The following is a 24,144-nucleotide window of genomic DNA, read 5'->3' on the forward strand; positions in this document are numbered from 1 at the left end:
CCCCCCTTTCATCCTTCCAACACAGCAGGAAATGAACCAGCCGTTGGCTGGTTTTTGTTTCTTGAAAGGGTTTGCTTCACGAAAAAAATGTATTGTATGTTACTATGCATTAATAAGTTGGCTAGAAATGTGTGTGCTGAACTAGCTGTGCAAAGAATAGCGTGATATTGTAGGAAATGGTGTTTAAATCTTCATAATACAAAAGAGCATTGAATCAGTTTTGTTTTGCACGAACTATAATGCAGAATTTATAATTTTTGAGATTAAAGTTTTTGCGCGTTCAAGCGCACAATTTCGCATAAAAAAAATCAGCTTGGGAAAAAACTGTATTGTAAAGATTAACAGTTTGCAGTAAAAAGATGGTTCGCGGCAATGTTACTTAGTAACATATGTCTGTCGTCTTTAAAGCCAAGTTTTTGTTTTAAACCCGCCCCTAAACATCTAACCATATTGGAGGTTCTTTCATGTCCATTCGCCTATACATAGGCAATTTGCCCAAAGAAGAAATAGAGAAATCAGAATTGCAAGCAGTTTTTGCTGAAGAAGGTAGCAGTATCACTACTAAATTAATCAAAGACCGTAAGACAGGTAAATGTCGCGGCTTTGGTTTTATGACAGTGAATAACGACGAACAAGCCGATCAGATTATTGAAAAATATAATGGTCAGATGTTCAAAGATTCTCCAATCAAATTGGAGAAAGCATTACCTCGTACTAAAAGTAATGAGGAAGGCGAAGAAAATGCTGCTCCTAAAACATCTAGTTCTCCAACCCCTGTTAGCAGTGGCTCTGGGAATCCTGTATCTAGTAAGAGTAAGAAAAAATCTCGTCGCGGTAGTGGTTCCAAGGATAATAGCAGTAGCAGTGGTTCTTCCTCAGATGGAGTTTATCCAGATCCTCGCTGGGCTACAGAACTAGAAAAGTTAAAGGAAATGCTTGCTGCACAAACCACTAACTAATTGATTTACCTTTATCTGCAAGAAGGCTGACACCGTATTCTTAGATTAGGTGTTTAGGTGAATTGCAATTTAGGATTTATGGTATTGTGATTTGATTTGATGTAAGTAAGTACGTCAAAAGGAAGAATGAACTAGCCCACCGAGTTTGGAGTATCGGGTTTAATTCCCCATTACTTGTGTTGGGCTTGTACTACTTCCTGTTGTTATGTTTTAAATAATTTATTGGAGCTATTTTTTTTCGACAAGCATTGCTTTACAAAATAAATATTAATTTTTAATTGCAAATCGTAATCCCAAATTTTATCGATATAAGCAGGATGTTGGATATTTGTATAACGTCGAATCGATAACTCGCTTCATGATTCAACGTTTAGAGCAAATATTTAAGCATCCTTTTTGCGGTTGCATAACCGAATAGTTAAATTTTATTAATAAACTAATACTTCACTTTCTTTTATGCATAAGGAGTAGCAATAAAAAATTAACTATAAAATAATCATATGCCATCTATATTTAGTAAATAAATACTAAGTAACATAAGTCACAATTTTATATGCGAATATTTTTTATAAATATTTGGCAAAATGTAGCGTCAAGCACAATTTATGGTCATGCTACGCGATATGTATATTAAGTTACAATATTTACATATGTTTATTTATGCATTAGCACTTACAACCATTTAATTTGCATCAATTTTCTATTTTAATTTAGAAATTCGTTAAGTAATATTATGTAATTTGTGAGTAGCATTTATTGTATTTTTTTTTGCATAAATGTGGATTAACGTTTTTTATTTAGTTGCAAATAGTACTTAAAAAAATTAGAGTATAGGCATAATCATCAACAATATTCACTAATAATCAAGGTGACAGGAAGCACACGTATAAAGTTTATAGCAGGAATTTAGCCCATATTATTACTGAAACTTTATGGGTAAAGGTAACAATATATAAATAAAAATATTTCACATATTAAATTAAAATAAAAATTACATGAACATTTACAAAGATTTTGGTTTTAGGGGTTGACTAGCTTTGAAGAGCTGCTAGCCGATTAAACCAAACACATAAATAACCAACAAACTATGAACCTTGCAACAGAACAACGCATCGCCTTGATTTCCGTCCACGGCGATCCAGCGATTGAAATAGGTAAGGAAGAAGCTGGAGGGCAAAACGTTTACGTTCGTCATGTCGGGGAAGCGCTAGCTGAACTTGGATGGCAAGTTGATATGTTTACCCGTAAAGTGAATGTCGAGCAAGAAGATATTATTTGGCATTCTCCGAATTGTCGAACAATTCGCTTGAAAGCTGGTGATGTTGATTTCGTGCCACGAGACAATATTTTTGGGCATCTACCAGAATTTGTAGAGAATTTTCTTAAATTCCAAGAAGATAACGGAATTATATATTCTTTAATTCATACCAATTATTGGCTTTCGAGCTGGGTTGGTATGCAGTTGAGACAAAAGCAACCATGTCAGCTTGTACATACATATCATTCACTTGGAGCAGTTAAATACAATACTGTAAAAACTGTTCCTTTAGTTGCTAGTACCCGTTTGGGGACAGAAAAACAGATATTAGAAACGGCACAAAGAATAGTTGCAACTTCTCCTCAAGAAGAAGAGCATATGCGTACTCTTGTCTCCACAAAAGGAAGCATTGATGTGATTCCTTGCGGTACGGATATTCAACGTTTTGGTCGTGCTGACAGAAAAGCAGCAAGAAACGAGTTAGGAATTAATCCTGAAACTAAGCTGGTAATGTACGTAGGGCGCTTCGATCGGCGCAAAGGTATTGAAACCTTAGTCAGAGCAGTTGGACAATCTAAGTTACGAGGTTCTGAAGATTTAAAGTTAATTATTTGTGGCGGTAGTCGAGCTGGACACAGTGATGGTAAAGAACGCGATCGCATCGAAAAAATTGTTGCAGAGTTAGGAATGACTCAAATGACCGAATTTCCCGGTCGTGTGAGTCAGAAGGATTTACCATCTTATTATGCTGCAGCTGACGTTTGCGTTGTTCCCAGTCATTACGAACCTTTTGGTTTAGTAGCTATTGAAGCAATGGCAAGTTATACGCCAGTAGTCGCTAGTGATGTTGGTGGGCTTCAGTTTACTGTTGTAAGTGAAAAAACTGGCTTATTAGCAGCTCCGCAAAATGTTTCAGCTTTCGCCAATGCTATTGACAGAATTTTATTAGATCCTCAATGGCGCGAACAGTTAGGTGAGGCTGCGAGGAAGCGTGTTGAAAATAAATTTAGTTGGGAAGGAGTTGCGATGCAACTAAGCGAACTCTACAAAAATTTATTGCACAAATCTGTGGAACAGCCTTTGGTGGCAAACAGTTAAAAGTAATAATACATAAATAATGGGAACTGGTCATTTCGAGCATGGGATTTACTGCAATTAAATTTAATCTTTATTGCCGATAAAACCATTCCAATTTTGAACAAATAATTTACCGGATACCCATTTAGGGTGCGGCTATATAAACCAATCCCAACGACCTCAGCTAGAAGGTTTTTTAAGCAAGCAAGGTCGGTGGTGAAATTCGCAATATTGCCCCAGACTTATAGTCTGAGGGCTTTTGTCTGTATTGGGATGCTTTCTTGTCAATTACTCACCTAAGGTGTCGCTAAGCAACAAAATTCTGGTTTGCGGCCATTCCTATCAATTTGAAATTATCAAATTTTGATGTTTTTTACGTATTAATACTTAATATTCACGCAATTTACTGATGAACTTACTTTTATCAGGTATTGTGAAAGCATTATTTATCTAAGTATTCCTAAGTAATGTTAATGAACAAATTAAAATACTTAATCTAAATAAAAAGTTCTAATTAAAAATCAACTTTTTTCTCGACATTTTCATCTAGCAGAGCTTTACTAGATACATCAGCAACCGAAGCCTTCACACATTAATTACTTTGGGGTTGATAATATTTACGTTTATGGAATTTGACTTATCGAACCGGAAGTAAAAACAGATTGCTCACTTAAATAGTTAATACAGATTTTTCGGCATACCATCTCTCAATTTGTATTGTAGTTTAATTCTTTTTTTGCTACTACGATAATTTTTTTCAACTAATTCAAAAATATCTTTTAAATCAACAAAATGTTTAATTTTACAAAGAAAATCAATGCAGGTAATTCACTATTTGCTTTCAGCATTACTGCTCTTGGATTATTAATTGCACCAAGCTCTGCTCAGGCTATGAATTTAGTTAATGATGCTAGTTTCACCGATACAGATTTTAACTCTTTAATTAATTATGGGGAATTTTCTGAATTGTTTGTTGCTGAAGGAAGAATTGGAGATAGAGCAGCACAGGCACAAAAAGAACTAAAGATTAATGGCGATGTGGTTGAAGGTGCTAAAGTCGCAACCGAAACAAATTTTGGTTGGGTAAATGGTGAAGAATACGACTTCAGCTTAGTATACAATGGAAGCACAGTTGACTATGTTCTCGGTGGTATTCCACTAAGCACTCAAAAATTTAGTGGCGCTGTAAATAGCATTTTCTTCCGTACTAGTGCCGGTGCAAATACCACAACCTCTTTGACTAACCTTGTATTCAATGGTGATGCAATTGGGAATTTAACTTCGAGTGATAGTAGTAGTAGCGATATTGACTATCTGCAGCTAAACGACATATCTTCTCCTTTCACAATTACAGGAAAAGCATCAATAAGCTGGGAGGGAACTGCACCTAGAGGCTCTCTGAATGCTTTTCAAATTAAGGTTGGTAACTCCCCTGCAACCAGCGTACCCGAACCCGGTAGCATCGGAGCAATATTAGTAACTGGACTTACCGGTTTCGGTTTGAGTAAAAAGAAGAAAAAAGATGAAACTTAAAGGTGGAAATGTTGTGCATCAGCTGTTTTATTATTTAATTAATATCTAATTTAAATTTAATAAAGTTGCACCACCTCCCTTAATTAAAAATTTTTTCTCGCCTTACTTTTAAACATAGTTGCTTTCACAAATGCACGTCTCTAAGATTTATATATCTTTCAGAGCGTGCATCTAGTGTTTTAACCGAGCTATACTTACGAGTATCTATGCCCTTACAACAAAAATCGCTGTGCAAACATTTGACTATACTACTTTAAGCGCAGTTTGCAGCGATATTCGTGCTAACTGGTTACCATCGCGTTTAGAACAAGTTTATCAGCGCGATCGCTATACTATTGCAATTGCGCTTCGTACTATTAAAGGAAGGGGTTGGCTTGAAGTTTCTTGGCATCCCCAAGCCGCTCGGATTCATATCGGCTCTCCACCACCGCGCATCCCAGATACATTTACATTCTCTCAACAATTAGTTCACCAGTTAGGAGGTTTAGCTCTGGTGACAATTGAGACAGTTGCCTCTTGGGAACGTGTCATCAATTTGCAATTTGCTCGTCGTCCGGGAGAAGCAGCTTTGTACCACCTATATGTAGAAATTATGGGCAAGTATAGCAACGTGATTCTTACGGATGCGAAAAATACAATTATTACCGCAGGTCGCCAGGTCAACGAGCAAAAATCAAGCGTTCGTCCTATTTTAACTGGAGAAGTTTACGAGCAACCACCGAAGCTTACTAGCGCGATTCCGAGTTTGGATGAACCACAACAAGATTGGTACGAAAGGATAAGTTTGATACCTGGAGCAATCAAGCGTCAACTACCTAAAAATTATCGTGGTGTGTCTCCAATGTTAGTACAGTCAATGCTTTTAGCAGCAAATCTGAGTACGGAAAGCACCACCGATCAACTTACATTTAAAGAATGGAATTTGTTATTTAAGCAATGGCAAGAATGGCTAAAAGCTTTACAAGAAGACAAATTTAAACCGGGTTGGACTGAAGCTGGCTATACCGTACTTGGTTGGGGTGCAGTCAAAAAAGTAGAAGATATTCAAGAATTACTCAATCGCTACTATACAGATAAACTCAATCAACAAGTTTTTTCTCAGCTAAAGCACCAGCTTACTCAAAAATTGAGTAATATTTTAGGAAAATTGCGCTCCAAAGCTGAAACTTTTGAAAAACGCTTGCAGCAGTCAGAACAATCAGATGAATATCGCACGCAAGCCGATTTATTGATGGCTTATCTACAAGAATGGCAACCAGGTATGGAGGAAATGATTTTGGCTGACTTCGAGACGAACGAACCAGTCAAAATTAAATTACAACCTGATAAAAACGCGGTACAAAATGCTCAAAAACTTTATAAACAGCATCAAAAGCTTAAACGCGCTCGTACTGCCGTAGAGCCTTTACTTGCAGAAGTGAACGCGGAAATTGCATATTTAGAACAAGTAGAATCAGCTATTTCTCAAATTGACAACTACCTTGAAGCTGAAGATTTACAAGCTTTAGAAGAAATCCGCGAGGAATTGATTGCACAAAAATATTTGGAAGATTCGGAATACCGCAGACGTAGTTCTAACGAAGCAACTACAAACTTTCATCGTCACCAAACACCAAACGGTTTTGAAGTAATAATCGGACGCAATAACCGTCAAAACGATCAATTGACTTTCAAAGTTGCTGGAGATTATGACTTATGGTTTCATGCTCAAGAAATTCCCGGTAGTCACGTACTATTGAGATTAGAACCGGGTGCAGTCGCTGAAGAAAATGATTTACAGTTTACTGCAAATCTTGCTGCATACTACAGTCGCGCTCGGCAAAGCGAACAAGTTCCAGTCATTTACACAGAACCCAAGCACATTTATAAACCAAAAGGAGCCAAACCAGGAATTGCTATTTATAAGCAGGAAACTATACTTTGGGGAAAACCACAATCTGTTAAAAGTGAAGAGTTGGCAGTTCATAATTAGCAACTAGGAGCTATAAGTCAGTAACTAGAATTTTTGCTATAATCTTCTGTTGTTCATCTTCCCTAGTTAATATCCACTAGTAGTATTGAATCATTCTTCAGGATAAAGACGCAATTTTGATAAAAATATCTTTTTTTAGTAAATTTTCAGGAAAATTCTGTACTGGCTGTTACAATATTGTAAAGAAAGATTGCCCAAGGCGTTTCGGGAACGTGAAAGTTTGGGTTTGACTTTATTGATAAGACAACGCGAATAAAAATATGATTGACCAGCTGTGGGAAGCTGGTCTTTTTGTATTATAAAACTACGACAGTTCTCTTCAAATCAAATCATAATTTCAAGAGGTACTATAAAAGCTGCAATTAATTGATGATTTTCTTTAAGCAAATAGCATTAAACTTATGTCGCTGTAAATCGAGCTTATTCAAAAACTCGGACTTACATTAGTGAATATACTTAATTTATATTTTGATTATATCATAAAAAATATCGTGTATAAAATTATTTGGGTGCCGTGAGTTAATTAAAAGCATTTTTGGTTGAATCTGGTTTGCTCGCAAAACCCGATTTACAATTCAACTCGAAAAATCGGGCATTCAACGAAAAATTATTTTTTAGCTGTTTCAATTGAAAATTCCCGATTTTTAAAGTTGATAGGAAACCTGATTTAAAAAGTAAAGGTAGTTCTGAGGGCACCAATTACGACATCATCGTTATTTTCATTATGGTCTGGCGCAGTTAACCATACAACTCCAGGCGTAATTGCAATATTGTCATTAATTTGAAACTGGCAAAACGCTTCAATGTGATAAGAAGTATCGCTGTCTTGGTTAATTTCGTTGATACTCGAATCAGTTACCTTCGGTTCCATACCAAAAATAATACCTGCCACGTTTCCTTTTTTACCTAAGTCGGGAAATCCTAGGGTTATCGCCCAGTTCCAAATATCAAGGCTTACACGATTAATTGTCCCTCCTTCCGTGGATAAATTACGAGCATTTGTGTATCCAACCCAACCTCCTAATACGACATTATCGCTAATTCCTAACGTTGCTTGTATACCCTAGGAATTGCTGGAAAATGGTACCTCTACTTCTTCTGGCTCGGGTTGTCCGGGTTCAGCAGGAGGAGGTGCAATTTCATCTCGAAGGAAGGATATAGGATTGGCGGCTCGGCTACAGTACTTGATTTATAGTTGTAAGTTTTTATACGGAGTGAGCCAATTTTGAAGCGTTTGCTTCAGTATTTGAGTTAAATATGGTAATTTTTGCCGAGCCTAACTCAATAGTATCAAAATCGTAGTTAGATATTTTAGACAAATCGAAATTAATATTTTCAGCTTTTTATAGAATTTTTGGCTAAAAACATCTACTTAGGCTTGATACCACTCAATTAGACTGCTGCTGCAAATGCTTCTAAAGTAAATAAAAAGCTTAAGTTGGGTGTTAAGTTGTGAAACTTGCGTTGTGAAAACCGAAGATATATCTAATACTAATTCTTAGATTGTTGAATCAAGCTAGTTAATTGATTTTGCCACAATCTATGTCTTGATAGATGTTTATTAACCATACTTGAGGAAACTGCCCTTTGCCCCATAGCCGCTCACTGCCCTTTTTTAATTTAGTGCGATCGCACTTATGAAAAAAGTAATAAAGAAATTGGATGTACGACAGGTAGTAGGAACTGTGGCTGCACGGCATGGCTTACAAGTCATATTGCGTGTGCGATGCTAGTCTGGATTAGACTTAAAAACTTAGCTTATAAAATGGGTAAGACTGTTTATAAAATTAAGCATAATTTACTTTCTAATTATCTAATTGAGCAACTAAAACGTCCGGAAGTTGCTATGTCTATAGTTTAGTTTTTTTGGCGCTCGGTGCGCGCACCATTGCTTGTGCCAGTTGCGTAAGTCCTGATTTCAACGCAATCGCAATATCCGAGTAAGATTAAAACTTTTTCTTCCCTAGTTCTTCTCTTTTCGATTTTAAATTGATAGTCAGACAACTGATTTTACTGATAATCCTTTTTGTTTAAAATACTTATGGAAAACCAAATCACGACCCAAAAGGTTTCTATTGCCAAAGGTGGAGGAGCAATCCAATCATGGCGAATAAATGCCCCCGTTTTGAATTGGGGACCCATTTAAAAATACGGGCCGTGAGTTCTCCCGCTTGCTTTTAGGTGTAAAGCAACCTAAACCATGATGCTTATCGATTGTATCTGCTACAGCTACTAAAAGCCTGCGCTCACCACTCACTAAGTAGAGAAGTGTAGGTAGTTTATCTAACTTATGCCCAGATGAATGTCCTGTTTCAAAAAGTACTATGACACAACTTTCTAGTTCTATTGATGTTCCTCAACTGACCAGACTAAAGGTGGAGCATCACCACCATCATCATGGCGATTGTACCCACACCCACGGGGTCATAGATCCGGAAATTGCTAGTTCTGCCCTAGGAATCTGGGCTGTGAAATGGTCTTTGGTGGGCTTGCTACTCACTGCCATTGTACAGGCTGCGGTATTCTGGCTTTCTGGTAGTGTTGCTCTCCTCGCCGATATAATTCATAACGTAGGGGATGCAATGACCGCCGTGCCTTTGGGTGTGGCGTTTCTAATATCCCGACGGAAGCCAACACCATTTATTCCTTCGATGCAGGAGCTGCTGGAACTCGTTTGGGACCTGCAGATGCCTATGAATTTGCTCGGGGCAATGAAGTCATAACCGATGCAGGGCAACCCGTGAAGCTTTCCCGTCCCTTAGATTTTTTGGTTGTTACCGATCACTCGGACGGGTTAGGGGCTTTTTCAAAGTTTTTGTTTAATACTCCCACAGATTGCGGTGCCGCTCAAGAGCAGGTTGATACCTGGCATGAGATGGTTGTGGCGGGTGGAAATAAGGCAGTTCAAGCTTCATCAGAAATTATTGCAGCTTTTTCCCAAGGGAAATTACCCTCATGTCTGTCTCCCTCTGCCGAAGAGTTCCAAACTTTCTGGCAGGAAATAATTGATACGGCAGAAGCTCATAACGATCCGGGTAATTTTACCTCAGTCATCGGTTATGAGTGGACTTCCCTGCTGGGTGGCAACAACTTACACCGCAACGTCATCTACCGTGATAATGGGGACAAAGCCAATCAGCTGCTTCCCTACACCGCAGAGCAAAGTACTAATCCAGAAGACCTTTGGAATTGGATGCAAGCTTATGAAAATAAAACGGGTGGGGATGTCCTCGCGATTCCTCACAATGGCAATGTCAGCAACGGTCTGATGTTTGCTGAAACCGAACTTAATGGTAATCCCTTAACTAAAAACTATGCCCAAAGACGACAGCTTTGGGAACCCATCTATGAAGTCACCCAAGTTAAAGGCACCAGTGAGACTCATCCGGAAATATCTCCTGATGATGAATTTGCTGACTTTGAGGTTGCAGGTTGGGATGAAGGCAACCTCACCATGAGCTTCAAAAAACCCACTGATCCGGAAGCCCGCAAGAAGATGTTTGAGCATGAGTATGCTCGTCCGGCTCTGAAAAATGGACTGAAATTTGAAGCAAGCTTGGGTGCTAACCCCTTCAAATTTGGTCTGGCGGGTGCAACAGATTCTCATATTGCCGTGTCGGCGGTAGAAGAAAATAGCTACATGGGTAAGTTTCCCAATGAGGCTCCCAGTGCTGAACGGGCAGCAGAAGCTCAAAGTAGCGGTCGTTTGGGATGGCAGTATGGAGCCTCTGGCTTTATGGGAGTTTGGGCGACTAAAAATACCCGTAAGGCTCTATTCGATGCGATGGAGCGACGAGAAGTGTATGGCACCACCGGACCGCGCATGATGGTACGCTTTTTCGCTGGTTGGAACTTTAACGACTCGGATTTAGGTCTGGATCTAGCTGAAGTGGGTTACAAGAAGGGCGTTCCCATGGGTACCGATATGACCCGTATGCCGCGAGGAAAAACACCTACCTTCTTAGTGGCTGCCTTAAAAGACTCCTTGGGAGCAAACCTCGACCGCATTCAAATTATCAAAGGCTGGCTGGATGCTGAGGGCAACACCCACGAGAAAATCTATAACGTGAAGGGTTCGGACGGCCGCACCCCCCGTCCTGTCACGGGCAAGTTAACCGATGTTGGCAACACCGTGGACACCGAAACGGCAACCTATACTAACACTATCGGTGACGAGCAACTCGAAGCAGTATGGGAAGACCCCGACTTTGACCGCAGCCAACGGGCGTTTTACTATGCTCGGGTGTTGGAAATTCCCACTCCCCGTTGGACGGACTACGATAAAGCTTCCTTCGGCGACAAGTGGTGTGCAAAAGCCAAAGATCCAAACGCTTGTGATGATATTCCCCTAACCTTACAAGAGCGGGCGTACACTTCTCCCATCTGGTATTCTCCAGCTAAGAGGATCGCACTCCCAAAGCGACCTGCCCAACCTGTTGAAAATGTGGGTCACTAAGAACTTTGGGACGGAATCCCGAGTCGCAGGTTGAGAAACATTATTCAACTAAGCTGATGAAGTAAATCTATAACCCTGGCTCACCACAATATCTTGATAATGTCAAGACTCATTAATTGTAAGTCCAGCAATAGCGCGATTGGGCGAAGACCACTGCGGTACCGCGCAATCGCTTCTATTTATAACCCAAACTCCGTACTTCAGGATGTAGTATAGAAAATACAGATTTAATTCCTAATACGAGTAAATAAAAATACTTGAAATATTCAAGTAACTCCTAACTTACACATTTTAAAACCCTTACCCAATAAGGAGTTAAGCTTTAATCAAAATGTGTTAGTTTCATTGTTGCTAGTGGCGATAGCCGCTAGTCGGGCGCTCGCATTTTGCACTTAACCGAATGAAATCTTAAAAGACAAATAAAGAGGATTAAAATATAACTTTACATGAAGCATTAATCATCAGTGTAAATAAGTTATTTATAACACTATATAAAACAATTATATTACTTAATTAGGTTTACAAATAATATCAGATGCAGCGATGATGCTGTGCGTCATCGCTGCAATGCGATCGCCAAATTCCAACACCAACTTACAATTGCAGAATAAAAACGAATTAACCCTCGAAATTCCTGCCCCAAGAGGCAAATTACGCCCCAAACAGACTGTATTAGGAGAGGTTTATGTCACTCCGTGCCACGCTTCACTACCGATATTTTCAGTCGGTTTACTCTCGCGGTGAAGCAGCCCAAAGTGCCCTTGAATCATTAGTTGTAAAAAGTATTTTGTTACGAAATTTTTTGTGTAGATATGTTATCCAAATAAAATTTTTATGATGTTACGAATAACTACGTCAGCATAGGGATAAATGATTATACATCTTTTCTTTAGATTGTTTTAATAAATAAATTTATATAACTGAGTATAAATTTATTTTAGAAATAAAAATGTAGTAAAAAAATACTTCAGGAGAATCTTATGACTGCAATTGTATCTCCTCTTCCTCTGCAAGAAGGGGCTAACAATCCAAACGTTAATATGGTTCAATATTTTTTACAAACTTTGAAATTATATTCCGAGCCAATTGATGGTGTTTTTGGTTCTAAAACCAAAGAAGCGGTACTCAAATTTCAAGCAGCTAACGGTTTAAGTCAAGATGGTATCGTTGGGGTAAATACGGCGATCGCCCTCGATAATGAAGCTTGGGCTGTACAACAAGACTTACTTGAAGAGGGTTTTGCAGGTGAGGGAGTAAAAGGGTTTCAAGAGATGTACAACAGCTACTTTGGTACCCTAGCCGTGGATGGTGTTTTTGGACCTAAAACCAAAGCGGAAGTGATTAAATTCCAAAAATCGCGCGGTTTAACGGCGGATGGAGTCGTAGGTGCAAAAACTTGGTCATCATTGCGATCGCTGACTACCCATGATATCCCCACAGACCAACGTATCAGTGCAATCTTCAATGTATCGGATTGTTAATCATTTAAGTTAATCTGCACTTTGAATTTATAAGAAGAATAAGAAGACCGATTTTTTTCAGATTGGTCTTCTTTTTTATAATTTAAATAATGCGACAAAGTTATTTATAGTATGCTCCGAAAGCTTTTTGATTAATGCATTTTTCAAAGATATATCCTAAAATATCGGGGTTTATTTCATCATCTTTCCCTCTTTTCTCAGTGTTCTGTACCTCTGTGCGTTTTTTATCGGTAATCATAAAGCCGAGAAGAAAGTAGAATCAAAAAATACCATCGTCGGGTTGTTGGATTACACTGTCGCTTAACCTAACTTACTGGCTGTGAGCAAAAACAAAACAGAAACATGGGGAAAAAGAACAATCAGAAATTCGTTCAAATCCCTACGCATAGACTCAAGGAGAGAATTAAGCAGTTATGTGAACAATACGGCATTAACTTTATAGAAACGGATATTGTTACACCTCTAAAAGTTCGTTTTTTTTTATTTTTTTATTTTTTTAGCAAGGGCAATTTCGATACTTTGGTTATCGTGGATAGGAAATAATAAGATATTAATCATTAGGGAAAGCATTTTTGAGGCTTTATGAATCCCAAGTTGTTCAATGAAGGGAGTAAGCCAACCATTGTAGTATCCAAAATCAAGAAAATCGTCCAAATTGGCAAAATCGATTTTGGGTTCAAACGTCTCTATCTGGCAGACTTCAAAATCATTTTCCTCCAACATTTCTATGACTTCGCTATGCCCTTCAGGACTGGACACGATATCATAATCCAACTTAGAATTTCCGGAAACCCAGTAAATCAATTTACTTGCCAGAGAATCTTCGAGTTTTCTCAGGTTGGGGTAGCTAGTCATTGTTTGACCAATCAATGACCAATATCCTCCTTCATCAAGTAAGTTCCAAATTTTGGGAGCTAGTTCCCTCATCGGGACATAACCTGTTATAAAGTGACTACAAATGAGATCGAATGACCGATTGGCATAATGTTTTTCAAGATTGGTTGCGTCATCAACGATAGTTCTAAGGTTGGGAATTTTATTCTTTGCAATTTCAAGCATTTTCTCTGAGATATCCACACCAAAGGGGCTGACTTCGCCTTCACATAGTAAAGCGATTTGCTCCAAAAATGAGCCTGTACCAATACCAATATCAAGAACTTGCAAAGGTGTTTTAGATTGTAAAAGATTTGTATTTTGGAGTTGAATAATTCCTTTTTGATAAGTAGAAGCATATATACCTTTAGCATCTATATCAAAATTAGGCGCAATTATTTCATCGTATTGGCGCTGAATTATGTTGTGATTGTATATCATTTAATTTCAATTTCCTTAATGTTTACTATTGGGATTCAAGTAATATTTGATGCCACTATTAGAGAATATATAAAAGCTCAATTAAATTATTGCATTGATAGCTGAAGCAAATAGCTGAATGAACGGTTTATTCAATACCTGTGTAATTGTGGAACAAATCTGACTCAGTTCTTCTGGTGTTATAGTTAGTGGTGGAGTAATTTTAAGTACATTGGTTTCACCCTGACAAAAACCCACTAATACTGGATAGGAAGAGTGTTTAAACATACTGCTAATGTACAGCAAAAACAGTTGTTTGCGAAACCAGCACTGAGGCCAATTGGTATCATTTAACTCTATTCCAATTAACAAGCCGAATACCCGCACATCTCGGACGGATTTACACGAAGCGAGGCGATCGCACAACAATTTTTCGAGCAGTTTTCCTGATTTTGTTACTCGCTCTTCAAGTTTCATCTCTTCAGCCTTGTGTAGCACGTTTAACACCGTGCGGTAGCCAACGGGGTAGTTATATCGTTCTTGAATCTCTTTGATTAAGCTTGACCCCAGAGCGTTTAATTTCTGCTGAATATTTTCTGTATATTGCACAATGCTAAATGGAAACATCATGTCAGAAGTTCCTTTACCTAAAACTAATAAGTCTGGTTTCAAACCATGTAAGAGCGAGCGAGCAAAAAGCCCTGTTCGGAATATTCCCGTTTGCACCTCATCAATCAACAGCAAATAGCCATACTTCTCCCGATTTGTCTGGAGATATTTTATCGTTGTCTCTGGTATTGCTCGAACGCCACTTACACCTTGTATTAACTCAATTTGAACTACCGCTATGGAATACTTCTGCATCACTGCATCTAATTGTGCAACTGCATCCTCAGCAAACGGATCGATATAAACGACATCAGCATAGAGTGGATCGATGTTCTGTTTGTATAAACTGCTCCAAGTTCCTGTCAGTGCAAATAGGGTTTTGCCACCAAAGCCACCTTTTAAGACAAGGACATGTCGCCGAGGATGTTGAGCCGTTAACGCAATTCTGAGGGCGTTTTCCACTCCAGATGCTCCACTGACAGCAGGCACTATATTCTCTATTCCCGTATATTGGTATAACAAATTAGTAAGCTCAATTCGCTCATCTTTGTCTTCTATACCTTGTAGTTCTTCTACATAATTTGGTGGATTATGACCTCTAATGCTACAGGCAACACCACTGACGCAATCGAAAATTTTGTGACCTCCGGAATATATAAATCCACCAGAAGCCTCAACATCTGCGGTCATAAATTTTAGCAGGGCGGAATTGTATTTATTACCAAATATTTTCTTGCGATATTTAATATCGCTGTGTATTAGCTCCAAATCTTCGGCAATACTGTTGAAGAAAATAGCATCTGCATATTCAAGACAACGCATAAAGTGCAGACTAGAAACAGTATTAGGTTGAAAAGTTGTTGAGTGGAATGTTTTTTTATTGGGTTGATTCCAATATTGGTAAAGCTTTTTTTGGGCTGTAAATGCGCCGAAAGGAACCTCGTTATTCACGAATGATTCATCGAAAATTGTGATATCTGGGCTGAGTTGCTTTGCCTTGGTGAATTTTGAATCTCTTAGTTGAGCAAGGCTCTCGCGACTCACACAGGTGATTATTAAAGCATTATTATGTTCCACCAATTGAAGTATCTTTGTGACTGTATCATCGCACAGTGTAAGTATGACTAGGAAACCGAAGCTATCCGAAAATCTATTTATGTTTTGAATTTCTTCTGTACTACTAACTACAGTGAGACCGGGCATAAAATCAACATACTCGCCCCTAACTTTGGTTTTGACGAACGATCCAAGTCTATCCATAGGATCGAAAATCAATCCGTTTGTCGGGCGGTTGGCTAAACTCAAGTTATAGCGGGCAAGTTTAATTGCACCACTTAGAGCCTCATCAAAACTGTTGGCAAGAAAAGTCTGGTAGTCTTCCTGTTGATTCCATGTAGTTCTCACGTACTCGCTCAAGCACAAGCAGGTCTGTGCAACATATGGGTTCAGATAAAGTCTGTAGAAGTTGGGGAGCCGATTACGGATTATTTCCTCAAATGTTTCGTTTAGGGAAGGTTTATGCATATTTATATATATTTATTAATAATGTTTACCTAGATGGTAGCGGGGTACCGCGAAATTATTTTTAATATACTCCTTAATAACTTGGCAATGTTTTCGAGACAGCATAAAGTCCACGGCTATACAGTTGCAATCTGGAAATGGCGAGTTAGCGGAATTGCTGCGTTTGACATAGCGTATTTCGATCTTACGAATGGGGAGTGAGCTATGAGTTTCCCAAAACGTCATAAATTCCTCCTTAGTCAAGAAAAGTTCGATATTCCAAAGCAGATACCTAACGGGAGTATGCATTAACCAGGAGGTAATTGGTTTCTCTTCCAGCTTATCCCACAAGCCCCCTATGGAATCACGAGGAAACTCAAGTCCCTCAGACTTTGTTTTCTCCTGGGACTTACTATAGTATTTATTAATGTAAACAGTATCACTGTCAGCCTTTGACTTGCGGATATCAATATTAGTGACAGTATTGTCGGAGAAAGCATCAAGCAAAACTTGACTATTTGGTTGTAACAATTTCACTTTAGACGGAAAATAGCGGGCTTTCGGTTTAACTTCCAGGTACAAGCGAAGTAATATAACTTGGCTTGTCGTATTAAATATATAATTCTGGAAGGTTGTTTCCTGACAGGAAGTAATGATGAATCGCTCTTCTTTAGGGTCATACAATACTACCTTGACGATACTCTCGGCAATGGTTGTATAGTCAAGGGCGTTTCCATGAATGGGCACGAAGAAAGCTGTCCCCATGCAGATATGTGAGTAATTCGGGATAGCATACAGTTCCTGTTGTTTAGGTTTCAAGAAATCTAAAGTCTGAAGAATTGTTGCACCGCAATCTACTTTAATAATGTTTTCAGATATGCGAATGATGCGATCGCAATTTACTGTTGAAATGACGGTTTTCTCTAGATAGCGATAACCTAAGTGATTTACGCCATTATTGTAACCAACGACTTTCACATACTTAAGGTTATACTTGTTGACAAGTGATAATAACTCCCGCATGGAACTCGGCTTCAAGGTGTCAAAGTTCCAACTACGAGAGATAAGCCCCAATTTTATCAACCAATTCAATAAGAACGCAGCTAAATGACCAAACAGTAAAAAACTAAGTACAAAGCAGAATTTACGCAACAGTACTTGTAATATGTTGTCACTCCAATAATCTTTCAAGAACTCTTGCCAAGGGCGATTTGCTCCCAAAAGAGTAATAATTCGGCTACGTCGCGATGAGGAATTTTGTTCTGCATCAATTGCCTGAAAAACTTCCTCTCCGCCGACACAGCAACTTCTGAGACTGCTTGGAATCAATGGTGCGACAAACGCAAAACGTCGTAAATTATTTTCCGCTAACGAGCGATCGCTGAGTATGTGTCCGCAACGGAATATGACTCCGCAAGAACCTACTTCTTTTAAGCGACTGAGAAATATCTCTTCAAGCTCAATCGCCGTTGACTCATTAGTCAAGTGAGATTGAAAAGTAGTAATGATACTGATATTCTTAACACAATATCTTTTGACAAGCTCAAGGATTGCATCAGTTTTTTCTGATAATTTACCCTGAATAAACACAATCATATCAGTCACTTGGCTGGATGTATTCGCTAATTTCTCAGATGCGGAGAAATCCTGAATGAAACAACCCCTTGATGCTAATCGTTTGATGTAGTTGGCAGATACTGGATGACCAAAATCAACAATAATTGTAATTGGGTACTTTGCCTCAGATGATAAATTGGTTTGAGCAGTATGCTCAAAAAAGTTAACTGAAAATTGGTTGTCCATATTTAACTTTCTCGTTTGGCGAAACTAATATAGATTGTCTTCCATCTTGGGGGGGGAATAGCAAAATAACTGTCGAACCTAACTCAAATGTTGCGAACCACTCACCTCGGTTTATTGGTATGGGAGAACATAGGTTTTTATTTGTGATAGAGTGACCTACGGGCTTAAAATCAGGAAGTGCAGGCAAAGTAATATTGCCGACACCAGAGCCAGCCACCATCACCAGAATACATGAGCCAATGGTCGTAGAGAAAATGAAAATCATACGTTCGTTGAGCGTGTAAACTGGGAACTCAGGATTTTGGAACGATGGGGTTACATGTAAACGCGCACCGGGAACATGTATAATTTTCTCAAGTTGTCCATCCTGGGGACTGAATACACGATGACAATCAATCGGCGAGAGATAAGTAGTTATATAATTCCATCCCTCAAAAGTTTTCATTTCCACATTGGGTAACAGTGATTCGGGTACATATCTAATACCTTTGAGAGTTATTATTTGCCCTTGCTCAATACACCCAGCATCCTGAATAGTGCCATCGCAGGGACAAAGAACCTCATACTTTCCTCTTGAAATAGGGCGATACTCAGATTTGAGACCTCGCGTAAATAAAGCGTTTAGCGATGAATATTCATATACGGGAAATTCAGCTTCTTCTTCATTAATCCCAGGCGGGTATTTGTTGTTAAATATTTGATATAGAAATAGGCGAAGTCTTTTCGTTGGCAACCATAATCGTGAAAATTTGATGCCAATTTTTACCAAAAAGTAGCCCCACAGACCACCATTAGCATTCTTCGCTTGTTTATATTCTTCGCGCCGGATCTTATCTTTGGGAATAATACTCATTTTTTTATTCCTCTTTTCTTTGAATTATGTTACATAAGTATTCAATCCACTTAAATGCTGGGTCGTTTTTCTTCGGTATTTTGTTATGATTTGATGTTAAATTAGTACAAAGTTTAGCGATAAAACTTGGTTGATTAATTAATTCTGTTAGTTTTTTGATGAATTCTTCTCCATCTTCTGGTTGATATAAAACTCCATTAAAATTTGGGGTAATTAAGTTTCTTGTCCAATCACAATCTGGCGCAAGTACTGGGGTTCCAACATGCAGAGATTCTTGTACAGTCCGTCCAAAAGTCTCTTTTAAAGAAGATGTAACATGAATATCAACATTAGCAAGTAGCGGTAAAACTTGATCGTGTGAAACTTCTCCCAATACCACTGGGGATAAGTGCTGTTTCAAAAAACTAGAGCGTATAAAATACTCAAGTTCCCCTCTACCAGCTATTATGATTGTAAATTTTTTAATTCCCAACTGTTCTTTTAATTTGGGTAAATATTTACAGTTAAACTGCCAATTTTTATCTGGAGAAAGCCGACCAAGAAAGAGAATTTTCACACTATTATCAATTCCCGATAAACCATAAAATTCTTGAAAAAATTGCGAACATTTCATGATTTCCGGATTTTCGACTAATGATGGTCCAATAACAGGAGCATAATTTACATTATCAATTCCCCACGATTTCAATCTTTGCTCAATAAACTGGCTGCCCACAAGTGTAATAGAGTACTGATTGTAGATCCATCGTGTCAACAATAAAAGCGCAGGTTTAACTAAGTTTGCCACCCACCGAGGCATATAATCCTGGATGTAATCAACAAAATTAGTACGATATGAAGCAATACAAAGTATATCGTGGCGTTTAGCATAAGATAGAGCAGGTAGAGTAAATATAGTAGTCCACAGTCGCTCTGGTTCTTCTATTTGAATTATGTCGGGCTGAAATTCGCTCAAAGCATTCTCAATAATGGGTATTGATTTTTGTGTAGGATTTCTCTCCTGTTTTACTCCCATCCATTGTTTGCTAGGAAGGGGAACAACTTCTACATTGTCGAAAATACAACCAACATAGTCAGACCAATTAGGATAAATATCTTCTAATTCCGAATAGCTAGAAACTAAACATAAAGCCGAGTGACCTGCTTCAGATAACTTTTTTATACGCTCAAATAAAGTAATACTAACTCCATCATGTGAAGGAAGAAAAGTACTACAAATGATAGCAATCTTCATTATTTTTAGTTTTAGATAAGTTTATTAAGTAATAGGCAGTCTAAACCAAACTCTATAACAGCTTTTAGTAATAGTAAAAAACAAGCAAAATGGGAGCAAATTTTGAAATAAAAAGTACTGAATAATCACCTTTCATCTCCTGTACTAGCTACGTACTTTCTTGATAATTATATCAAAATACCAATTAATTATCGGGGCTATTAAACTATGCCAAACTCGTAATAATTTAATTTTTAATCCTGGTGTAATTGCAAAATCTTTTCTCTTAATACCGCGTAAAATTACTCTTGCAACATTTTCAGCACTCCAAGTTTTAGCCGTACCTGTAATCAATTTTGTTTCAGCAGGTTTGGTCAAATTTTCTGTCGCTAACTGTGGAGTATCGGTGTCAGGAGGATAAACAATTGAAACATGAATTCCCAAGTTTTTTAGTTCTCCCCGCAATGACTCAGCTAATCCTCGTAAAGCGAATTTAGATGGACTATAAGGAGTATAGCCGTAAATACCAATTAATCCGGCAGCAGAAGATATAATGACGATATGTCCTCGCTGCTTCTGCATCATTGATGGTAAAACTGACTTAATTGCATAGAGAGTACCAAAATAATTGATTGCCATTGTGTCTTCAAACACTTTCAAGGAAAGTTCGTGAAAGTAACCTGGATAAGCTATTCCAGCAGAAGTAATTAATAATTCGGGTGTACCTATTTGCTCAATAGCTGTGCTAATTGCTTCCTCTATTTGAGCAAGGTTTTCTACCGATGCAGAAACAGAAATAATGCGTTGTTCTGGATATACTCTTGCTGCTTCTATTTCTGCTTTAGCTGCTGAGAGAATGTCTTGACGGCGAGCAATTATAGATATATGCGCTCCTTCTTTGGCTAACATAATTGCAGTTGCTTTACCAATACCACTAGAACCACCAGTGATAATTGCGTGTTTTTGATAAAATTTCATTTTAGGTTCCGAAGCTTAATTTTATAAAAATCTAGTTTTGCAGCTTTTTTAGCTCTTTAATAAGAGCGTCTACAGTAAACTTAATTTGTTCTTCTGTATGCTTGGAAGTTATAAAAAAACGCAACCGAGCCATATTTTCTGGTACTGATGGGTAAATCATTGGCTGAACATTAATACCACGCCGAAATAAAGCTTGAGAAAGTTTAATACACTTTAATGAATCACCAATAATAATAGGAATTATTGGCGTATTTTGACTAAATCCAGTATTTAGTTGGTATTTTTGTGCGAGTTCTAGAAATAGCTTTGCTCTGGCATGTAAGTTTACTATACGCTCTGGTTGGGCTTTGAGGAATTGAATTGCTGCCAATGCTGCTGCTGTATTTGCAGGAGACATCCCTACACTATAAATAAATCCTGGAGCGGTATATTTGAGGTATTCAATTAAAGCACTATTACCTGCTATATATCCACCACAACTAGCAAAGGATTTACTAAGAGTTCCCATCCATATATCTACATCATTAGGATTTATTCCATAATATTCGCCAATTCCACGACCTTGTTTTCCTAGTACACCAATTGAGTGAGCCTCATCAATCATTAAAAAAACTTTATGATGCTTTTTCACCTCAATAAATTTGGGTAGATCGGGAATATCACCATCAGCGCTATAAATACCCTCAATTACAATTAATACCTGTTGAAAATTGTGTCTATGAGTTGCTAATAAATTGTCTAATGCTTGCCAGTTATTATGAGTAAAAGGAAGTATTTTTGCCCCTGAGAAAGAACAACCTTCTGAGATACTATTATGACTTAGAGAATCACATAAAATTAAATCTTTATCACCAAATAAATGACTAATTGTAGTAACATTTGTTGCGTGTCCTCCCACGAAAACTATGCTGTCAGAGACTCCTATGAGATTCGCAATTTCCCTCTCTAATTGACGATGTATGGGTTTTTCTCCAGATATTATGCGACTTGCGGAGACAGAAGTCCCGTACAAATCAATTGATTCTTTCACAAATGAGTTGACTTTAGCATCACCAGATAATCCTAAATAGTTGTAACTTGAGTAATTGATAAATTCTTTTCCATCAATTACAGTAGTATCGCTACTTGTATTTTCATTTACTTTAAAATATGGGTTACCACCACCTTCAATAACCTCTAATTTATGAATTTCTTGTTTTAAATTAAGATAATTTTTATTCAAACTAAAATTATAGTATTCAGGCAAAATATCTATTGCTTGTTGTTTTCTATTCAGTATATTATCTGGTAATTTTTCTGATGTAGATTTCTGATTAAATAAATATTTTGCGAGGGATTCAATATTTGAATAATCCCAAATTATTGTAGGTGAAATTTCACTCTTTAAAGATTTTCTTATATCTTCTACTAAACTCACTGCGGTTACAGAATCAAGACCATATCTAAAAAATGATTTATTTTTATCAATATGTTCAATTTCTATTGCTAATTTATTACTTATCCATATTTTTAGCCAATTTTCAATTGATAATAAGTTTTCTACTGCTGTTAGATTGCTAGTACTTTCATCCACATATTGATCGAGTTGCTCTTTTAAGACTTTTAAAAAAGATGCTGAGTCATTTTTCAGAAAAAAATGATCGCCCTCAAACATTTCTAGCTTGAAAGAATTATGTGTCTGGTAACGCCAATCGTTAAGTTCATTTTGACTAACTATCGAGTCTTCCGTACCTCCAAATGCAGAGATTGGGCAATCAAGGGGTTCCCCGATGCAGTATTGATAGGTATCACCAAGTACAGCGTCTGCTCGTATTGGAGGTAAAAAAAGATTCATTAATTTAGGATTTGTGAGAATTTCCACCGGAGTACTATTACCACGGCGCATTTTTTCTATAAACTCATTGTCCGGTAAATTATAAGAAGGAGTTCCAGATGCAGGCAATTGAGGAGCACGACAACTGATAATAAACAAATGAATGGGACCAGGTTTTAATTGTCTACGAAGTTCACGAGTGACCTCAAAGCAAACCAGACCTCCTAAACTATGACCGAAGAAAGCAAAAGGCTTATCCATGTATGGAAGAAGCTCTTCTACAATTGCATTCACAAGGGGTTTCATTTGAGTATACGGAAGTTCTTTAAGCCGACTACCCCGTCCAGGAGGCTGAATCACACATAACTCAATTGTTTCCGAAAGTTCTTTGTGCCAGTCCCTAAATAATTGTGGTCCAGAACCGCCATGGGGAAAGCAGAATAAGCGAATACGCGCTTGGGGGTTTGCTTGATAAGAAACTAGCCATGGGTTGTGAGCAACATAATTTACCATCTGTTATTTCTCAGATACTTAGATAATTGTAGTTTTATCAACGACGGGCTTAAAAGCGCCCGTGCTACATCCCCTCGCTAGTTTAGAGGTACTGTAGTCTTGAGAGGGTATTTATAAAATAAATATCCTATACGGAAAAATCGCTGATTTAGTAGATTGAGGGGCGTTGTAAAGGTTAGATTCAAGTTGTTTGTTAGATTTTAATTTTAAATTAGCTCGTAATCGAGAAGAAGTAGGGAAGAAAAATGCATTTTATTTTTCTTTGTATTTTGAAAATATTTTCAGAAAATTTGATAAATTCGGTTAATTCCTAGGTTTACCTTCAAAAAACGTTAGCATATTTTCATTGTCAGAAGATATTAACTCATAATAAGTTGTTTTAAATTATGCATTCATGTGTATGCTATAGTGCGGGATGTGCGTTTATATATGCTAAAATCGAGCAAATTATAGAACAAAAGTCTTAGTTCATCCCAAACAAAGTTAGTTTCAAATATTACCTACTGAAGTTGGATATCGATAGGGTGGACGAGAATATGTCTGTAATTGCACCACGTTGATTGCATATCTATTTTGATGTCTTAGTTGAGACTGGAAGCGTTCGCAAGACTTACAGTGCTAAGGTTCAGCATCATGCTTGTAAAAATGCATTTCTCAATGGTAGTTTGAACGTATTACATAAATTACAAAAATTGAAATAGCTGTGTAACTTGAAGATGTCAAATTGAGGGTTGTTTTTGATGCAATTGGATAACACTACAGTAGTCAAGCATAGAAAGACTATAGCTGTTGACAGTAGACTGAAAAGTATACGACTATTTCATGTGTTA

The 24,144-nt window shown here is 37.7% G+C and carries 15 protein-coding genes and 1 pseudogene; 8 read left to right on the forward strand and 8 right to left on the reverse strand.

Features of this window, described 5'->3' with window-relative positions:
* Positions 1-464: 464 nt before the first annotated feature.
* From RIV7116_RS07835 to RIV7116_RS07850, 4 genes are all read left to right on the forward strand, one after another.
* On the forward strand, positions 465-959 hold the full coding sequence (locus tag RIV7116_RS07835; RefSeq protein ID WP_015117752.1) for an RNA-binding protein: 495 nt from the start codon (positions 465-467) through the stop codon (positions 957-959).
* A 1,087-nt stretch (positions 960-2,046) separates the two neighbouring features.
* Positions 2,047-3,315: a glycosyltransferase family 1 protein gene (locus RIV7116_RS07840; RefSeq protein ID WP_015117753.1), complete on the forward strand. Its 1,269-nt coding sequence runs from the start codon at positions 2,047-2,049 to the stop codon at positions 3,313-3,315.
* A 771-nt stretch (positions 3,316-4,086) separates the two neighbouring features.
* Positions 4,087-4,827 carry a choice-of-anchor W domain-containing protein gene (locus RIV7116_RS07845; RefSeq protein WP_015117754.1) on the forward strand — a complete coding sequence of 247 codons (741 nt, stop codon included), beginning with the start codon at positions 4,087-4,089 and terminating at the stop codon, positions 4,825-4,827.
* 229 nt (positions 4,828-5,056) lie between these two features.
* Positions 5,057-6,799 (forward strand): NFACT family protein, encoded by a 1,743-nt coding sequence (locus RIV7116_RS07850; protein WP_015117755.1) that lies wholly within the window; start codon positions 5,057-5,059, stop codon positions 6,797-6,799.
* Positions 6,800-7,466: 667 nt separating this feature from the next.
* On the opposite strand, the pseudogene RIV7116_RS34760 reads toward RIV7116_RS07850, so the two are convergent.
* Positions 7,467-8,038 (reverse strand): annotated as a pseudogene (locus RIV7116_RS34760) (iron uptake porin); the annotation flags it as partial.
* A gap of 1,085 nt (positions 8,039-9,123) precedes the next feature.
* On the opposite strand from RIV7116_RS34760, the gene RIV7116_RS07865 reads away from it, so the two are divergent.
* From RIV7116_RS07865 to RIV7116_RS07875, 4 genes are all read left to right on the forward strand, one after another.
* A complete protein-coding gene (locus RIV7116_RS07865) occupies positions 9,124-9,522 on the forward strand; it encodes a cation transporter (RefSeq protein WP_015117756.1) in 399 nt (132 codons plus the stop codon).
* The gene (locus RIV7116_RS07870) at positions 9,474-11,255 is read left to right on the forward strand and encodes a DUF3604 domain-containing protein (protein ID WP_015117757.1); all 1,782 of its coding nucleotides are present in this window, start codon (positions 9,474-9,476) and stop codon (positions 11,253-11,255) included. Before RIV7116_RS07865 ends, RIV7116_RS07870 begins: the two co-directional genes overlap by 49 nt.
* Before the next feature lie 543 nt (positions 11,256-11,798).
* Positions 11,799-11,999, forward strand: coding sequence for a hypothetical protein (locus tag RIV7116_RS35720; protein ID WP_015117758.1), 201 nt, complete (start codon positions 11,799-11,801; stop codon positions 11,997-11,999).
* Positions 12,000-12,235: 236 nt separating this feature from the next.
* Entirely contained in the window at positions 12,236-12,736 is a 501-nt protein-coding gene (locus RIV7116_RS07875) for a peptidoglycan-binding protein (protein ID WP_015117760.1), read from the forward strand.
* A gap of 480 nt (positions 12,737-13,216) precedes the next feature.
* Here RIV7116_RS07875 and RIV7116_RS07880 read toward each other — a convergent pair whose 3' ends face one another.
* The 7 genes from RIV7116_RS07880 to RIV7116_RS34770 all read right to left on the reverse strand — a co-directional run bounded on the left by RIV7116_RS07880 (position 13,217) and on the right by RIV7116_RS34770 (position 23,314).
* Entirely contained in the window at positions 13,217-14,050 is an 834-nt protein-coding gene (locus RIV7116_RS07880; protein ID WP_015117761.1) for a class I SAM-dependent methyltransferase, read from the reverse strand.
* A gap of 81 nt (positions 14,051-14,131) precedes the next feature.
* Complete coding sequence (locus RIV7116_RS07885; protein WP_157229261.1) at positions 14,132-16,042, reverse strand: aminotransferase class III-fold pyridoxal phosphate-dependent enzyme; 1,911 nt, start codon at positions 16,040-16,042, stop codon at positions 14,132-14,134.
* 135 nt (positions 16,043-16,177) lie between these two features.
* Positions 16,178-17,944 (reverse strand): FAD-binding protein, encoded by a 1,767-nt coding sequence (locus RIV7116_RS07890; protein ID WP_015117763.1) that lies wholly within the window; start codon positions 17,942-17,944, stop codon positions 16,178-16,180.
* Entirely contained in the window at positions 17,922-18,797 is an 876-nt protein-coding gene (asd, locus tag RIV7116_RS07895; protein ID WP_015117764.1) for an archaetidylserine decarboxylase, read from the reverse strand. Before asd ends, RIV7116_RS07890 begins: the two co-directional genes overlap by 23 nt.
* A gap of 4 nt (positions 18,798-18,801) precedes the next feature.
* Entirely contained in the window at positions 18,802-20,031 is a 1,230-nt protein-coding gene (locus RIV7116_RS07900) for a glycosyltransferase (protein ID WP_015117765.1), read from the reverse strand.
* Positions 20,032-20,175: 144 nt separating this feature from the next.
* Complete coding sequence (locus RIV7116_RS07905; RefSeq protein WP_015117766.1) at positions 20,176-20,988, reverse strand: SDR family oxidoreductase; 813 nt, start codon at positions 20,986-20,988, stop codon at positions 20,176-20,178.
* Between the two features lie 31 nt (positions 20,989-21,019).
* A complete protein-coding gene (locus RIV7116_RS34770) occupies positions 21,020-23,314 on the reverse strand; it encodes an aminotransferase class I/II-fold pyridoxal phosphate-dependent enzyme (protein WP_015117767.1) in 2,295 nt (764 codons plus the stop codon).
* Positions 23,315-24,144 lie beyond the last annotated feature (830 nt).

The organism is Rivularia sp. PCC 7116 (genome assembly GCF_000316665.1).
In the GTDB taxonomy this organism is placed as follows: domain Bacteria; phylum Cyanobacteriota; class Cyanobacteriia; order Cyanobacteriales; family Nostocaceae; genus Rivularia.

What these genes read in the sequence shown, in the direction of transcription:
- RIV7116_RS07890 (WP_015117763.1), bottom strand. Translation starts at nt 17,944, where the DNA reads ATGGACAACCAATTTTCAGTTAACTTTTTTGAGCATACTGCTCAAACC.
- RIV7116_RS07865 (WP_015117756.1), top strand. Translation starts at nt 9,124, where the DNA reads ATGACACAACTTTCTAGTTCTATTGATGTTCCTCAACTGACCAGACTA.
- RIV7116_RS07880 (WP_015117761.1), bottom strand. Translation starts at nt 14,050, where the DNA reads ATGATATACAATCACAACATAATTCAGCGCCAATACGATGAAATAATT.
- RIV7116_RS07835 (WP_015117752.1), top strand. Translation starts at nt 465, where the DNA reads ATGTCCATTCGCCTATACATAGGCAATTTGCCCAAAGAAGAAATAGAG.
- RIV7116_RS07875 (WP_015117760.1), top strand. Translation starts at nt 12,236, where the DNA reads ATGACTGCAATTGTATCTCCTCTTCCTCTGCAAGAAGGGGCTAACAAT.
- RIV7116_RS34770 (WP_015117767.1), bottom strand. Translation starts at nt 23,314, where the DNA reads ATGGTAAATTATGTTGCTCACAACCCATGGCTAGTTTCTTATCAAGCA.
- RIV7116_RS35720 (WP_015117758.1), top strand. Translation starts at nt 11,799, where the DNA reads ATGATGCTGTGCGTCATCGCTGCAATGCGATCGCCAAATTCCAACACC.
- asd (WP_015117764.1), bottom strand. Translation starts at nt 18,797, where the DNA reads ATGAGTATTATTCCCAAAGATAAGATCCGGCGCGAAGAATATAAACAA.
- RIV7116_RS07840 (WP_015117753.1), top strand. Translation starts at nt 2,047, where the DNA reads ATGAACCTTGCAACAGAACAACGCATCGCCTTGATTTCCGTCCACGGC.
- RIV7116_RS07845 (WP_015117754.1), top strand. Translation starts at nt 4,087, where the DNA reads ATGTTTAATTTTACAAAGAAAATCAATGCAGGTAATTCACTATTTGCT.
- RIV7116_RS07900 (WP_015117765.1), bottom strand. Translation starts at nt 20,031, where the DNA reads ATGAAGATTGCTATCATTTGTAGTACTTTTCTTCCTTCACATGATGGA.
- RIV7116_RS07905 (WP_015117766.1), bottom strand. Translation starts at nt 20,988, where the DNA reads ATGAAATTTTATCAAAAACACGCAATTATCACTGGTGGTTCTAGTGGT.